A 14,485-nucleotide genomic window follows, 5' to 3' on the forward strand; every position below is an offset into this window, starting at 1 on the left:
TCAACTCCGCCGTCCCCGCCCCAGCAGTTGCCGGGCGGTCTCGGCCTGCTCCGGCTCCAGCCGCCGCGCCCCGCCCGACACCGCCCACAGACCGTTCTGCAGCAAGCGCCCCAGCGTCCAGGCCCGCGCCCGCGCCCGGTCCGCCCCCAGCGCCTCCGTCAGCAGGTCGAACCGCCACCGCACCGCCGCCGCGTCGAACCTGGTGACCAGCGCCGGAAGCAGCTCGAACCCCGGATCGCCGACCAGCGGCTTCGGGTCGATGGCCACCCACCGGCCCTCCTCCCCCGCCCTCCCGGCCAGCACGTTCCCGTAGTGCAGGTCCCAGTGCAGCAATCGGTCCCCCGGCTCCCCCGCGACCTCCCGCACCGCCGCCGCACAGTCCGCCAGCAGCCGCCGCTCCTCCTCGTCGGCCAGCACCGCCACCGCCCCCGGCACCGCCTCCAGCATCTGCGCCGCGATGTCCCCGAGCCCCCGCAGCCCACCACCCGCCGGAGCCGGTACGGACGACAGCCGGACCAGCAGCCCCGCCAGAATCCGCACCGCCTCCCGCTCGTCCGCCATCCCTCTCAGGGAACGGTGCCCGTCCAGCCCCTCCAGCAGCAGCGTCCCCGTCGCCGCGTCGTGGTCCAGCAGCCCCACCGCCCCCGCACCCGCCTCGCCCCACGCCCGCAGCGCGACCGGCTCCCCCACCGTCTCCTCGTCCACCGGCTGAAGCTTCAACGCCGCCCGGCGGCCGTCCGCCACCCGCACCACCGGAAGCACCAGCGCGCACACCCCGTGGAACGCCTCACCGTCCCGCCGGAGCCCCCACCGCTCCAGGAACTCGGCGGCCCGCCCCGGCAGCGCCGCGACGAAAGCCCGCCCGGCGGCGCCGTTGTACCTGGACTGGGTCTCGATCAGCTCGTCCGGAATGTCGATCACGCCGGCCATCGTAGGACCGTGCGTCAATCGGTTATGACTCCGAGCAGCCCCGCCCCGCCCACCCGGCACGACACCACGGCCGGTTCGTGGATCCGCAGCGCCGGCTCCTGGATCCGCAGCGCACCGGGCACCTACATCTGGCTGACCGCACTCTTCGTCACCACCGTCGTCATCCACCAGATGTCACCGGACTTCGAGGAGGACTTCCTGCGCCAGCGCTCGACCAACATCCATGAACTCTCCCAGGACCCCGTGCACGTACTGATCACCAGCGCCTTCTGGATCGACGGCGGCCGATGGGCCCCGTACGCCGTCCTCTACACCGTCTTCCACGCCACCGCCGAGCGCTGGCTCGGCATCCTGCGCTGGCTCGCCGTCGCCCTCGCCGCCCACGTCCTCGCCACCCTCGTCAGCGAAGGCGTCCTGGCCTGGGCCATCCGACACGGACACGTACCGCAGTCCGCCGCCAACACGCTCGACGTCGGGGTCAGTTACGCGCTCGCGGGCGTCATCGCCGTCCTCACGTACCACGTCCCACAGCCCTGGCGGTACGTGTATCTCTTCGCCGTCGTCGTCTTCTACGGCATCCCGCTCATCGCCGGCCGCACCTTCACCGACCTCGGCCACTTCGCCGCCGTGCTCATCGGCCTGGCCTGCTACCCACTGACAACGGCCCGCTCCCGGCCGCAGACGAAAGCACCTCCGGCGCAGTAACGTCCCGCCCCATGGAGAGAAGCCGCAACCAGGGCTTCGCACCGGACAGAGCAGGGGCAGCATGAGCACCGTCAGTATCGCCAACGGCGGCATATCGTTCTGGTACGCGGACCAGGGCACCCCCACCCCCCGGGAACCTCTGCCCGGCGACACCACCGCCGACGTCTGCATCGTCGGCGGCGGATACACCGGACTGTGGACCGCCTACTACCTCAAGAAGGCCGTCCCCTTCCTCAACATCACTGTTCTCGAAGCCAGGTTCTGCGGCTACGGCGCCTCCGGGCGCAACGGCGGCTGGCTCTACAACGGCATCGCGGGCCGCGACCGCTACGCGAAACTCCATGGCCACGAGGCCGCCGTCCGCCTCCAGCAGGCGATGAACGACACCGTCGGCGAAGTCGTCCGGGTGACCGCCGAGGAACACATCGACGCCGACATCCACCAGGGCGGTGTCCTCGAAGTCGCGTACACCCCCGCCCAGCTCGCCCGGCTCAAGGACTTCCACTCCGTGGAGATCGCCTTCGGCGAGACGGACCGCGTCCTGCGCGGCGCCCGCGAGACCGGCGAGCGCATCAATGTCACCGGAGCCGTCGGCTCCACCTGGACCCCGCACGGCGCCCGGCTGCACCCGGTCAAACTCGTCAAGGGTCTCGCCGCCGCCGTCGAGGCGCTCGGCGTCACCGTCCACGAGTCGACGCCCGTCACCGAGATCAGACCCAAGCACGCCCACACCCCGTACGGCACCGTCCGCGCCCCGTACATCCTGCGCTGCACCGAGGGCTTCACCGCGAACCTCAAGGGCCAGAAGCGCACCTGGCTCCCCATGAACTCCTCGATGATCGCCACCGAACCGCTCCCCGGGTCCGTCTGGGACACCATCGGCTGGGACGGCCGCGAAACCCTCGGCGACATGGCCCACGCCTACATGTACGCCCAGCGCACAGCCGACGACCGCATCGCACTCGGCGGCCGCGGCGTCCCGTACCGCTACGGGTCGGCCACCGACAACGACGGACGCACCCGGCCCGCCACCGTCGAGGCCCTCCGCGACATCCTCGTCCGCCTCTTCCCCACCACCGCGGGAGCCCGTATCGACCACGCCTGGTCCGGTGTCCTCGGTGTCCCCCGCGACTGGTGCGCCACCGTCACCCTCGACCGCTCCACCGGCCTCGGCTGGGCCGGCGGCTATGTCGGCTCCGGCGTCGCCACCACCAACCTCGCCGCCCGCACCCTGCGCGACCTGATCCAGCAGGACTCCGGCCAGTGCGGCCCCACCGACCTGACCACCCTCCCCTGGGTCAACCACCGCGTCCGCCGCTGGGAACCGGAACCCTTCCGCTGGCTCGGCGTCCACGGCATGTACGCCGCCTACCGCGCCGCCGACCGCCGCGAACTCACCTCTCCCCGCCCCGGCACGGACCCCCTCGCGAAGGCCGCGGACCGGCTGGCGGGACGGCACTGACCGAACGCATCGCGGGCACCCGCCACCAGATGGTGGCGGGTGCCCGCGATGCGTTCGGTCAGTTGCCCGGGGACCATTGCGGGGAACGCAAGAACTCGTTCCGGCGGCCTCTCGCAAGACGCTCCGTGACCGCCGCCCGCCCTTCTTCCCGCGTACGCATCCGGACCTGAAGGCAGGTCACACGCCGGATCGGTGGTCGGCAAGGACCTCGGCGATCACGTGCCGCGAGCGGGCGGCGAGCGGGGGATTGGTGTACCGGTAGTAGGGCAGCTGGATCAACGCGACGGAGAGTGCCCAGCCGCGGCCTCGCTGCCAGGTCGCGGCGTCGGCCGACAGCGCGTCACGGAAGCCTTCCCGGTGCTCGGCGGAGAAGATCTCCCACGCGGGAATCAGGTCGCAGGCGGGGTCACCGACGCCCAGGCCCCCGAAGTCGATGACCGCGCTCAGCCTGTCCTGCCGGAACAACAGGTTTCCCGAGGACAGATCGCCATGGATCCAGACGTCCGCCCCGCTCCGGGCCGGGGCCCGGAGCGCTGTTTCCCACGCCGCGGTCACCTCGTCGGTGTCGACGGTCGCTGCCAGCTCCGCGATCGCCCTGCGGGTGGCGGCGTCGCGGGCGGCCAGCGGCACACCGCGGAAGAAGTTGTGATCGCCCGGCGGCGGCCCGCCGCCGGTGTCGATCGCGTGCAGGGCGGTGACGAACCCGGCCAGGTCCACGGCGGTGCGGCGCGGATCGGCGATGCGCTCCACATTCTCGCCCTTGAGCCAGGGGTACACCGACCAGTTCCAGGGATAGCCCTGACCGGAGGTTCCCCGTCCCAGCGGCTCGGGAACGGGCAGCGGCAGAAACGACGCGAGCCTCGGCAGCCACCGCTGTTCCTTGGCGACCTGGCCGGCCGCTCCCGGGATACGGGGCAGCCGTACCGCCATGTCCTCGCCGAGCCGGTACATGGCGTTGTCCGTCCCCGAAGAGGCGACCGGTTCGAGCGGCAGATCCGCCCACTGCGGAAACTGCGCGTCGACCAGCCTCCTCACGAGAGAGACGTCGATCTCCGCTTCGTCGGCGTGCATCTTCCCGGCAGCCAAGGACACTCCTTCGTCGGGCCCGGCGCTTCCCGTTGACGTCCGGCCGTCCGGCCGTCCGGCCCACCGTTCCGGAAGACCCGGCACTCCACAAACGAATATCCCGCCCGGCGGTCGGCCACGGTCCGTTCGCCCGGAGCGCCGGTCATCCCGAGAACGCCGGTCACGGCCGGGGACGGCGCCGAGCCGCGCGGCCCGCTCCCGGCGTCGCCACCGCATCCGCTGAATGAAAGAACCCCAGCTCAGAGCACATCTGAGCTGGGGTTTCCCAGAGCCCCCTGTCGGATTCGAACCGACGACCTACGCATTACAAGTGCGTTGCTCTGGCCAGCTGAGCTAAGGAGGCATGCCGGAGCAGTGTAACCAACGCCGCCCCCCTCGCGGTCCCAAAATTTCCCGTCCCTCGAACTACTGACAGATTTCAGATGTCCAGGTAGCGTCGCTGAGGATTCACCCAAGTGGACCAGACCACTCCCTTACTCGGATCGTCCGGCACGTTCCTGCCGGTGAAGGAGAAGATTCAGCATGGCCAGTGTCACGTTCGACAAGGCGTCCCGCGTCTACCCCGGCTCCACGAAGCCGGCCGTGGACCAGCTCGAGATCGACATCGCGGACGGCGAGTTCCTCGTCCTCGTCGGTCCTTCCGGTTGTGGCAAGTCGACCTCCCTGCGCATGCTCGCGGGTCTTGAGGACGTCAACGGCGGCGCGATCCGCATCGGTGACCGCGACGTCACGCACCTGCCCCCGAAGGACCGGGACATCGCCATGGTGTTCCAGAACTACGCGCTCTACCCGCACATGACCGTCGCGGACAATATGGGCTTCGCGCTCAAGATCGCCGGTGTCAACAAGACCGAGATCCGGGCGAAGGTCGAAGAGGCGGCCAAGATGCTGGACCTCACCGAGTACCTGGACCGCAAGCCGAAGGCGCTCTCCGGTGGTCAGCGTCAGCGTGTCGCGATGGGCCGTGCCATCGTGCGTGAGCCGCAGGTCTTCCTCATGGACGAGCCGCTGTCGAACCTCGACGCCAAGCTGCGTGTCTCCACCCGTACGCAGATCGCCTCGCTCCAGCGCCGTCTGGGCATCACGACCGTGTACGTCACGCACGACCAGGTCGAGGCCCTGACCATGGGTGACCGTGTCGCGGTCCTCAAGGACGGTCTGCTCCAGCAGGTCGACTCGCCGCGCAACATGTACGACAAGCCGGCGAACCTCTTCGTGGCCGGCTTCATCGGCTCCCCGGCCATGAACCTGGTCGAGGTGCCCATCACCGACGGTGGCGTGAAGTTCGGCAACAGCGTCGTCCCGGTCTCCCGCGAGGCGCTCTCCGCCGCCGCGGACAAGGGCGACACGACCGTCACGGTCGGCATCCGCCCCGAGCACTTCGACATCGTCGAGCACGGCGGCGCCGCCGCGAAGTCCCTCTCGAAGGACAGCGCCGACGCCCCGGCCGGCGTGGCCGTCTCGGTCAACGTCGTCGAGGAGCTCGGTGCCGACGGCTACGTCTACGGCTCCGCGCAGGTCGGCGGCACGGACAAGGACCTGGTCGTCCGTGTCGGCGGGCGCGCCGTTCCGGAGAAGGGCACCAAGCTGCACGTCGTGCCCCGCCCGGACGAGCTGCACGTCTTCTCCACCTCGACGGGCGCCCGCCTCACCGACTGACGTCCCGCGCACCCGCACCACGGCCACGGCCACGGCCCCGCACGCTCTCCGTGCGGGGCCGTTCGCGCGCCGCACGGCGGGTCCGGGTTTGAATCCGTGCGGCGCCAAAGCCCCGGCGCGCCGGGCATTTCACTGCCGTCCGTCAACACGCGATTCGAAAGGCGCCCTCGAACCATCCCACTCAAGGGTGACAAGATGTCGCCAAATCATTACTGCCCGCTACGCTCGCTGCGTGACCCACACCGCTCGCCGCATCGGCCGATCCCTCGCTTTCGTTCTGCCCGTCGTGATGGTCCTCTCCGGGACTCTCGCCGTCACCAGCGTGCCGTGGGCAGCGCACAACTCCGAGTCGCAGGTCCTGGCCGCATCGGCTCAGAACGTGTCGAAGCGCGCCGAGGCGCGCACCCCGCAGGACATCCTCCGCGACCGGCTGCTCCTGGAGCTCCGGGAAAAGGACCCGGGGGTCGCGCTGACGGACCTGCAGCGTTCCGTCGAGGCCCGTCCCTCGCTCGCCCGGCACTGCATGTCGATCGCGAAGGCACTGGGCCGCGCGGCGGTCGAGCAGTACGGTCCGACGCGCGCCCACCGCTTCTCGCGTCCCGTCTGTGACACGTCGTTCGCCTCGGGCGTCGCACAGTTCAGCTGACCGGCCTGTCCGGGCACGGCATATCGTGCCTGACATGCATACGTATCCGACGCAGGCCGTGGTCCTGGCTGGTGGCCAGGGTTCGCGGCTGCGGCCGTACACCGACGACCGCCCCAAGCCGATGGTCGAGATCCCGGGAACCGGGACTCCGATCATCGGCCATCAGCTTTCCTGGCTGGCCGCCGAGGGCGTGACCGACGCCGTGGTGTCGTGCGGTCATCTGGCCGAGGTGCTGCAGGAGTGGCTGGACTCGGCGGTGCTGCCGCTGCGCGTGACGACCGTCGTGGAGTCCGAGCCCCTGGGCCGCGGCGGCGGGCTGAAGTACGCCGCCGCCCGGCTGCCCGATCCCGGCCAGCCCTGGTACGCCACCAACGGCGACATCTGGACGCGCTTCTCGCTGCGCGAGATGGCCGCGTTCCACACCGAGCGCGACGCCACCGCCACCCTGGCCCTGGCCCGCCCACGGATCCCGTGGGGCGCCGTGGAGACGGACGCGTTCGGCCACATCACCGACTTCATCGAGTCGCCGCCGTCCCCGTATCTGATCAACGCCGGTGTGTACGTCTTCTCGCCGACGTTCACGACGCTGCTGCCGGACCGGGGCGACCACGAGCGGACGACGTTCCCGCGGCTGGCCCGCGAGCGCCGGCTGGCCGGGTACCCGCTGCCGCACGGGGCGTACTGGCGGGCCATCGACACGGCGAAGGACCTGACCGAGGCCGCCAAGGAACTCGACGGGCAGTAGCGGGGGCCTGGCACCCGCAGGACGCAGGACCTGAAGCCCGCAGAACGGAGGACCTGAGGCCCGCAGGGCGGAGGGGCGGTCACCGGGTTCGTTCCGGTGACCGCCCCTCCGTCATGGGGGCCGGGCGGCTCAGCCGAGCAGGCCGCCGATCGGGTTCTGCCCGCCGCCGGAGGTCCCGCCGGTCGAACCGCCGCCGCCGCTGTCCGAACCGCCTCCGGTGGGGCCGCCGCCGGTGCCGGTGGACCCTGAGGAGCTCGGGCCGGAGCTGCCGGACGGGGGCTGCTGCGGGGCCGTCTGCCGCGGGGGCTGCTGGGCGGTGCCCTGCGTCTGGCTGGGCTGTCCGGCACCGGCCCCTGCCTGCCCGGACTCGCGGACGGATCCCGCGGCGGGCGTGGACCTGTCGGCGGAGGGGGTGGTGGCGGCGGCGCTGCTGCGGGAGGGCGAGGGCCGCTGCCCCTCGGGCGTGTGGGAGGCCCGGCCGCTGCGGGACTCCTGCGGCAGCGGGGAGCCGGGGAGCTGGTTGGTCGGGTTGCCGTTCGGGCCCGGCACGGTGACGACCCCGGAGGAGCGGACCGCGCCACCGAGTACGGAACCCACGAGCAGGGTGAGGCCGACGACGACGGTGGCGACGACGCTGCCCCGCCGCAGCACCCGGCGGCGGAGGTCCCAGATCGCCGAGCGCGGGCCGAGCCTGCGCCACGCCTCGCCGGCGAGGCGTCCGTCGACGGAGTAGACGGGGGCACCCGCGATGATCAGCGGGCTCCAGGCGGCGAGGTAGATGATGTCGGGCGCGTCGTAGGCGGCGACGGTGCGCCAGCTGACGGTGACCAGCAGGGCTGCGGAGAGAAGGGCGCCGACGCAGGCGGCGACACGCTGCCAGAGACCGAGGACGGTGAGCACACCGACGACGACCTGGAGGAAGGCGACGGTCAGTCCGGCGCCGACGGGGTGCGAGAGCGCGAAGTCGCGCAGCGGCTCGGCCAGCGCCCAGGGCTGCAGCGAGGTCAGCCACTTGACCATGGAACCGCGCTCGCCGCCGTCGAAGTAGACGGGGTCGCACAACTTGCCCATGCCGGCGTAGATGGAGATGAAGCCGAGGAAGACCCGCAGGGGCAGCAGCACGACGCCGAGGTTCATCCGGCGCCCGGGGTAGTACGCGTGCCGCACGGAGTCGTTGCCCTGGCGCCGGCCGTGGGCCTCGGCACTGTCGTCGTACCCGCCCTCGGCGTACCCGCCCCAGCCGTACGGTCCCGTGTCGACCGGGTCGTAGGCACCCACCGCCTGGCGCATGGGCGGCAGCAGAGGGCCGTTGCCGGGGCGGCCCGGATGGTGGGGCGCGGTGATGACGGGGTTGGGCTGGGTCTCCTCGAGGAGCTCGATGACCTGGGTGCCGCCCGTGCCGGGCCCGCCGTCGACCTCGTGGCCCGCGTGGGCGGCATAGGAGTCGTACGCGGTGGCCGGGCTGCCCGCGGTGGAGTTCCGTACGGCCTGGAGGAGTCCGCCGGCGCCGGGGTCACCGGGAGCGGACCGGCCGCTCCACACGACGGGCGAGCGCCTGCCGCGCGCCGGTGCGGTGCCGCCACTCATGGCAGGGATGCTGGGCACGCCCGCGGGGGCCAGACCGCGCAGCCGTGCGCGCTGGCCGGGGGCGAGCTGCACCCGGAAGCTGGCGTGGTTGACGATGACCTGCGCAGGGTCGCAGTCCACCTTGGTCATGCTCAGGGCGGGTTGTTCGTCGAACCGAGGCGTTCTGGTGTCCACACTCATCTAACCGAGTGATGTGTGTTTAGGACACTGCCTTGACGGCCCTGATATGTCCGAGGCCCGTCAATGGGAGGCGGGCCGGGGGCACCCCGGTCGGCCGCCCCCCGGCCGGGTGTACCTCAGAGCCTGTCGGGTGACCTCTGATCGGGCGTGGCCGCCCGATCAGAGGTCACCCGACAGGGCTCTCAGGCCCGGCGCCGCGCGACCTCGTACAGCACGATCCCGGCCGCGACACCGGCGTTCAGCGACTCCGCGCCGCCCGGCATCGAGATGCGGACCCGGTAGTCGCAGGTCTCGCCGACGAGGCGGCCCAGGCCCTTGCCCTCGCTGCCGATGACGATGACGACGGGGCCGTCGAGGGCCTCCAGGTCCTCGACGGTGTGCTCGCCGTCCGCCGCGAGGCCGACGACCGTGAGACCGGCCTTCTGGTAGCCCTCCAGGGCCCTGGTCAGGTTCGTCACCCGGGAGACCGGCGTACGGGCCGCCGTGCCCGCCGAGGACTTCCAGGCGCCCGCCGTCATCCCGGCCGCGCGCCGCTCGGGCACGACCACGCCGTGACCGCCGAACGCGGAGACGGAGCGGACGATCGCACCCAGGTTGCGCGGGTCGGTGACGCCGTCGAGGGCGACGATCAGCGGGTCCTCGCCGTTGTCGTACGCGGCCGCGGTGAGGTCCTCCGGGTGCGCGTACTCGTACGGCGGGACCTGGAGGACGAGGCCCTGGTGGTTCAGGCCGTTCGTCATCCGGTCCAGTTCGACGCGCGGGGCCTCCATCAGGTTGATGTTGCCGCGCTCACCGGCGAGCTGGAGTGCGTCGCGGACCCGCTCGTCGTTGTCGATGTACTGCTGGACGTACAGCGTCGTCGCCGGGACGCCGTCGCGCAGGGCCTCGTAGACCGGGTTGCGGCCGACGACCATCTCGGACGTGCCCTTGACGCCGCCGCGCCGGGGCGCGGGGCGGCGGGCCGCGGCCTGCTTGGCCTGGGCGTTGGCGATGCGGTTCTTCTTGTGTCCCTTGCGGGCGGAGGCGGGCGGCGTCGGGCCCTTGCCTTCGAGGCCACGGCGTCGCTGCCCACCGCTGCCGACCTGCGCGCCCTTCTTGTTGGACGTGCGGCGGTTCCTGCGCTGGCTGTTCCCGGCCATGACCTACCTGTTTCGTTGCTTCTCAGACATGCGTACGTAAGTGAAGTGTGCCGCCCGGGAGGCCGGGCGGCACACGGGGAGGACTACTGGCGCGGGCCGAGTGTCCACCGCGGTCCGACCGGACTGTCCTCGATGACGAGGCCGGACTGGTTGAGCTGGTCGCGGATGGCGTCGGCGGCGGGCCAGTCCTTGCGCTCGCGGGCCGACTGGCGCTGGTCCAGGACGAGGCGTACGAGCGTGTCGACGACCCCGTGCAGATCGTCGCCGCGGTCGCCCTCGCCCGCCCAGTGGTCGTCGAGCGGGTCGAGGCCGAGGACGCCGAGCATCGCGCGGACCTCCGCGAGCCGGGCGACGGCGGCCTCCTTGTCGTCGGCGGCGAGCGCGGAGTTGCCCTGCCGGACCGTGGTGTGGACGATCGCGAGCGCCTGCGGGACGCCCAGGTCGTCGTCCATCGCCTCGGCGAAGGCCGGCGGCACCTCGGCGGCGGGCTCGACCGTCTCGCCCGCCTTCTCGGTGACGCGCTGGACGAAGCCCTCGATCCGCGCGAACGCGGACTCGGCCTCGCGCAGCGCCTCCTCGCTGTACTCGATCATCGACCGGTAGTGCGGGGTGCCGAGGTAGTAGCGCAGCACGATCGGGCGCCACTGCTTGACCATCTCGCTGACCAGCACGGAGTTGCCCAGCGACTTCGACATCTTCTCGCCGGCCATGGTGACCCAGCCGTTGTGCACCCAGTACTTCGCGAACGCGTCGCCGTACGCCTTGGCCTGGGCAATCTCGTTCTCGTGGTGCGGGAAGATCAGGTCGATGCCGCCGCCGTGGATGTCGAAGGCGGTGCCGAGGTACTTGTGCGCCATGGCGGAGCACTCCAGGTGCCAGCCGGGGCGGCCGCGGCCCCACGGGGTCTCCCAGCTGGGCTCGCCCGGCTTGGTCGCCTTCCACATGGCGAAGTCGCGCTGGTCGCGCTTGCCGGTCTCGCCCTCGCCGGACGGCTGGCGCAGATCGTCCAGGTCCTGGTTGGAGAGCTCCAGGTAGCCGGGGAAGGAACGCACGTCGAAGTAGACGTTGCCGTCGGCCGCGTAGGCGTGACCGCGTTCGATCAGGCCCCGCATCATCTCGATCATCTCGGGGACGTGGCCGGTGGCGCGCGGTTCGTACGTGACCGGGAGGCAGCCGAGCGCGTCGTAGCCGGCGTTGAACGCCCGCTCGTTCTCGTACCCGATGGCCCACCACGGGCGGCCCTGCTCGGCCGACTTCGCGATGATCTTGTCGTCGATGTCGGTGACGTTCCGGATGAACGTGACGTCGTAGCCGCGGTACTCGAACCAGCGGCGCATGATGTCGAAGTTCAGCCCGGACCGGATGTGCCCGATATGCGGGGCGGCCTGGACGGTCGCGCCACAGAGGTAGATCGAGACACAGCCCGCTGTGAGCGGGACGAAATCACGGATCTGCCGGGCGCTGGTGTCGTACAGGCGAATAGTCACGCCTCAAGGGTAGTGGGCGCGCACCAGTGCCCCGCGACCCCTTGGCGATCGCGGGGAAAAGTTTGTGGCAGCGGAGTGTCTCCGGGGACTTTCGTTCGGATCAGCCGCGAGCTCGGCGTGATTCGGGCGAGAGGCACTGAGCTCCTCTAAATGCGTCCGACGACCTTCCGTGGAGTGATCCGGACGACCACGCGCTCGGCGTCGTCGACGGACGAGGGGTTGAATTCCGCGTACTTCTTGCCGGTGTACTTCATGGACAGTTCGTCGATGAGCTCCTGGCCGCCCTCGGTGGTGAGCGCCGCGGTGCCGCGGATCTCGGCGTACGTGTACGGGGCCGCGAAGGGCTGCACGACGACGGAGACCCGCGGGTCACGGCGCAGGTTCCGCTCCTTGCGGCGGCCGGCCGTCGTCGAGATGAGCACGTCGTCGCCGTCGCGCCTGACCCAGACCGGGGAGACCTGGGGGCTGCCGTCGGGCTGGATGGTGGCGACGGTGACGAAGACGGGGGTGTCGAGAAGCGCCTTGAGTTCTGCGGAGAGTGCGACGGTCATGGTGTGTTCGTCCTCCGGTCGGGATCGGTGATTCCTCTACCCGTACCCCAACCCCGTTTCCTGGCTCCCGCTTCCCGGTTCCGCCCACCGGAACGGTCGAGGCGGGCGCGGCGCCCGTGGATCAGTCCGTGCGGTAGACCAGCGCGGTCGCGATCCCGGCGAGGCCCTCGGCCCGTCCGGTGAAGCCGAGCCCGTCGGAGGTGGCGGCGGAGAGCGAGACGGGCGCCCCCACGGCGGCCGACAGCACCCGTTGCGCCTCGTCGCGCCGCTTGCCGATCTTCGGCCGCGCCCCGACGACCTGCACGGCGACGTTGCCGATCTCGAAGCCCTCGGCCCGGACGATCCGCGCCGCTTCGGTCAGCAGGGTGACCCCGGCCGCGCCGGACCACTCGGGCCGCCCGGTGCCGAAGTGCTGCCCGAGATCGCCGAGCCCGGCGGCGGAGAAGAGGGCGTTGCACGCGGCGTGCGCGACGACATCGGCGTCGGAATGCCCGGCCAGGCCGGGGCCCTCGCCCTCCCAGAGCAGCCCCGCGCACCACAGCTCGCGGCCCTCCTCGAAGGCATGGATGTCCGTGCCGATCCCGACGAGCGGAATCACCGGCCCGGCGCCCCGTTCAGAAGCCATCGTTCGCCCTCCTGCGCGCGAGTACCGCCTCGGCCAGTACCAGATCCAGCGGCCGGGTCACCTTGAACGCCTCTTCGTGCCCGGGTACGACCACGACGGGCGCCCCGAGTCGCTCCACCAGGCCCGCGTCGTCCGTGGCGCCCTCGCCGCTGACGGCGACGGTCCGGTGTGCGCGCACGAGCGTGTCGCGGTCGAAGCCCTGCGGTGTCTGCACGGCGCGCAGCCGGGCCCGTACGGGCGTGCCGAGCACCGGCTCCGGCCCGTCCGGCCCACCCGGCTCGACCTCCTTGACGGTGTCGGCGAGCGGCAGCGCGGGGACGACGGCGAGCGCACCGTCCCGTACCGTCTCGATCACCGCGTCCACGGTGTCGACGGGCACCAGCGGGCGCGCCGCGTCGTGGACGAGGACGACGGAGACGTCCTCGGGCAGGGCGTCGAGGCCGAGCCGCACCGAGTCCTGCCGGGTGTCGCCGCCGGGAACGACGAGGTAGTCGGTGCGTTCGGGCAGGGCGTGCTCGTCGAGCAGGTTCTTGACCTCGGCGGCGCCGTCCGGCGGCGCCACGACGACGACCAGGGAGACGGAACGGGACGCGGCCATGGCCCGTACCGCGTGAATGAGCATGGGCGTCCCGCCCAGCGCGCGGAGCGCCTTGGGGGCACCCGGGCCGAGCCGTACGCCGCGGCCGGCCGCGGGAATCACGGCGGCCGTGCGGTACGGACGCGATTGATCAGACATCGATTGGACTCCGAAGCTTCGGCATGTTTGTTTCCCTCACCGACATGGGTATGGCCACAAGCGAGCCGGGCGCCACGCCATGACTCGACCGGGCCCTTTCCGTGACACCCGGTCGGCGTCGGGCAAGCCGCGCCGGCCGCTCGGGATCGGCTGCACAAGATCGCGAGCAACGTATCGGGGGGATTGCTGCTGAAGCCAACGCGCGGGTGAGTCCTGGCGTAATCCGGACACGTCGTGGCTGAAACCGAACATGCCGCGGCGCCCGACGACATACCGTGAATACGGTTGTCAGCGGGCACCGCGGCAGATTCTTTACGGCCGGCGCGCGCCGGTTCAGGACGCGAGTACCTCGTCGAGCAGAGCCTCGGCCTTGTCTTCGTTCGTGTTCTCCGCGAGAGCGAGCTCGCTCACCAGAATCTGGCGAGCCTTGGCGAGCATCCGCTTCTCACCTGCGGAGAGTCCACGCTCGCGCTCACGACGCCACAGGTCGCGAACCACTTCAGCGACCTTGATGACATCGCCGGAGGCGAGCTTCTCCAGATTTGCCTTGTAGCGCCGGGACCAGTTCGTCGGCTCTTCGGCATACGGTGCACGCAGCACCTCGAAGACCCGGTCCAGCCCCTCCTGCCCGACCACATCGCGTACGCCCACGAACTCCGCATTGTCCGCCGGCACACGAACCGTCAAGTCGCCCTGGGCGACCTTGAGCACCAAGTAGGTCTTGTCCACGCCTTTGATCTGGCGAGTTTCGATAGCCTCGATCAGCGCGGCCCCGTGATGGGGATAGACCACGGTGTCGCCAACCTTGAACGTCATGTGACAGGTACCCCTTCCGTGGCTATCAAGAGTAACACGAGAAGAGCTTCTCCTGAATGGCGTTTTCGCAGGTCAGGGCATATCTCAGGGCTTGACAACAGCAACACGTACGTGCTGCGGAAGGCTCACGG

The 14,485-nt window shown here is 71.0% G+C and carries 14 protein-coding genes and 1 tRNA gene; 5 read left to right on the plus strand and 10 right to left on the minus strand.

Annotation, left to right across the window (positions count from 1 at the left end; all coding sequences use genetic code 11):
• Positions 1-930 (minus strand): aminoglycoside phosphotransferase family protein, encoded by a 930-nt coding sequence (locus ACF08M_RS31240; RefSeq protein ID WP_392188623.1) that lies wholly within the window; start codon positions 928-930, stop codon positions 1-3.
• A gap of 24 nt (positions 931-954) precedes the next feature.
• Here ACF08M_RS31240 and ACF08M_RS31245 point away from each other — a divergent pair, with 24 nt between their 5' ends.
• Together ACF08M_RS31245 and ACF08M_RS31250 are read left to right on the plus strand one after the other, a co-directional pair.
• Positions 955-1,635 (plus strand): rhomboid-like protein, encoded by a 681-nt coding sequence (locus tag ACF08M_RS31245; RefSeq protein ID WP_392188696.1) that lies wholly within the window; start codon positions 955-957, stop codon positions 1,633-1,635.
• A gap of 61 nt (positions 1,636-1,696) precedes the next feature.
• Positions 1,697-3,097 carry an NAD(P)/FAD-dependent oxidoreductase gene (locus tag ACF08M_RS31250; RefSeq protein WP_392188624.1) on the plus strand — a complete coding sequence of 467 codons (1,401 nt, stop codon included), beginning with the start codon at positions 1,697-1,699 and terminating at the stop codon, positions 3,095-3,097.
• 177 nt (positions 3,098-3,274) lie between these two features.
• On the opposite strand, the gene ACF08M_RS31255 is transcribed toward ACF08M_RS31250, so the two are convergent.
• Together ACF08M_RS31255 and ACF08M_RS31260 are read right to left on the minus strand one after the other, a co-directional pair.
• Entirely contained in the window at positions 3,275-4,183 is a 909-nt protein-coding gene (locus ACF08M_RS31255) for an aminoglycoside phosphotransferase family protein (protein WP_392188625.1), read from the minus strand.
• Positions 4,184-4,452: 269 nt separating this feature from the next.
• Positions 4,453-4,526 (minus strand) — tRNA-Thr (locus ACF08M_RS31260).
• Between the two features lie 179 nt (positions 4,527-4,705).
• Between ACF08M_RS31260 and ACF08M_RS31265 the strand changes: the two genes are divergently transcribed.
• The 3 genes from ACF08M_RS31265 to ACF08M_RS31275 all read left to right on the plus strand — a co-directional run bounded on the left by ACF08M_RS31265 (position 4,706) and on the right by ACF08M_RS31275 (position 7,233).
• Positions 4,706-5,842 carry an ABC transporter ATP-binding protein gene (locus ACF08M_RS31265; RefSeq protein WP_392188626.1) on the plus strand — a complete coding sequence of 379 codons (1,137 nt, stop codon included), beginning with the start codon at positions 4,706-4,708 and terminating at the stop codon, positions 5,840-5,842.
• Positions 5,843-6,074: 232 nt separating this feature from the next.
• Positions 6,075-6,488 carry a hypothetical protein gene (locus ACF08M_RS31270; protein WP_392188627.1) on the plus strand — a complete coding sequence of 138 codons (414 nt, stop codon included), beginning with the start codon at positions 6,075-6,077 and terminating at the stop codon, positions 6,486-6,488.
• Between the two features lie 34 nt (positions 6,489-6,522).
• Complete coding sequence (locus ACF08M_RS31275; protein ID WP_392188628.1) at positions 6,523-7,233, plus strand: NDP-sugar synthase; 711 nt, start codon at positions 6,523-6,525, stop codon at positions 7,231-7,233.
• 129 nt (positions 7,234-7,362) lie between these two features.
• On the opposite strand, the gene ACF08M_RS31280 is transcribed toward ACF08M_RS31275, so the two are convergent.
• The 7 genes from ACF08M_RS31280 to ACF08M_RS31310 all read right to left on the minus strand — a co-directional run bounded on the left by ACF08M_RS31280 (position 7,363) and on the right by ACF08M_RS31310 (position 14,354).
• On the minus strand, positions 7,363-9,000 hold the full coding sequence (locus ACF08M_RS31280; protein ID WP_392188629.1) for a DoxX family membrane protein: 1,638 nt from the start codon (positions 8,998-9,000) through the stop codon (positions 7,363-7,365).
• A 182-nt stretch (positions 9,001-9,182) separates the two neighbouring features.
• Positions 9,183-10,139: a 23S rRNA (guanosine(2251)-2'-O)-methyltransferase RlmB gene (gene rlmB, locus ACF08M_RS31285; protein ID WP_351075296.1), complete on the minus strand. Its 957-nt coding sequence runs from the start codon at positions 10,137-10,139 to the stop codon at positions 9,183-9,185.
• A gap of 83 nt (positions 10,140-10,222) precedes the next feature.
• A complete protein-coding gene (cysS, locus tag ACF08M_RS31290; RefSeq protein WP_392188630.1) occupies positions 10,223-11,626 on the minus strand; it encodes a cysteine--tRNA ligase in 1,404 nt (467 codons plus the stop codon).
• Positions 11,627-11,772: 146 nt separating this feature from the next.
• Entirely contained in the window at positions 11,773-12,177 is a 405-nt protein-coding gene (locus ACF08M_RS31295; protein ID WP_392188631.1) for a PPOX class F420-dependent oxidoreductase, read from the minus strand.
• Positions 12,178-12,298: 121 nt separating this feature from the next.
• On the minus strand, positions 12,299-12,802 hold the full coding sequence (gene ispF / locus ACF08M_RS31300) for a 2-C-methyl-D-erythritol 2,4-cyclodiphosphate synthase (RefSeq protein WP_392188632.1): 504 nt from the start codon (positions 12,800-12,802) through the stop codon (positions 12,299-12,301).
• The gene (gene ispD / locus ACF08M_RS31305; RefSeq protein WP_392188633.1) at positions 12,792-13,538 is read right to left on the minus strand and encodes a 2-C-methyl-D-erythritol 4-phosphate cytidylyltransferase; all 747 of its coding nucleotides are present in this window, start codon (positions 13,536-13,538) and stop codon (positions 12,792-12,794) included. The genes ispF and ispD overlap by 11 nt, the downstream gene beginning before the upstream one ends.
• A 333-nt stretch (positions 13,539-13,871) precedes the next feature.
• Positions 13,872-14,354 carry a CarD family transcriptional regulator gene (locus ACF08M_RS31310; RefSeq protein WP_006380568.1) on the minus strand — a complete coding sequence of 161 codons (483 nt, stop codon included), beginning with the start codon at positions 14,352-14,354 and terminating at the stop codon, positions 13,872-13,874.
• Between the last annotated feature and the right edge of the window lie 131 nt (positions 14,355-14,485).

The sequence above is a fragment of the Streptomyces sp. NPDC015032 genome, assembly GCF_043080425.1.
GTDB lineage: Bacteria > Actinomycetota > Actinomycetes > Streptomycetales > Streptomycetaceae > Streptomyces.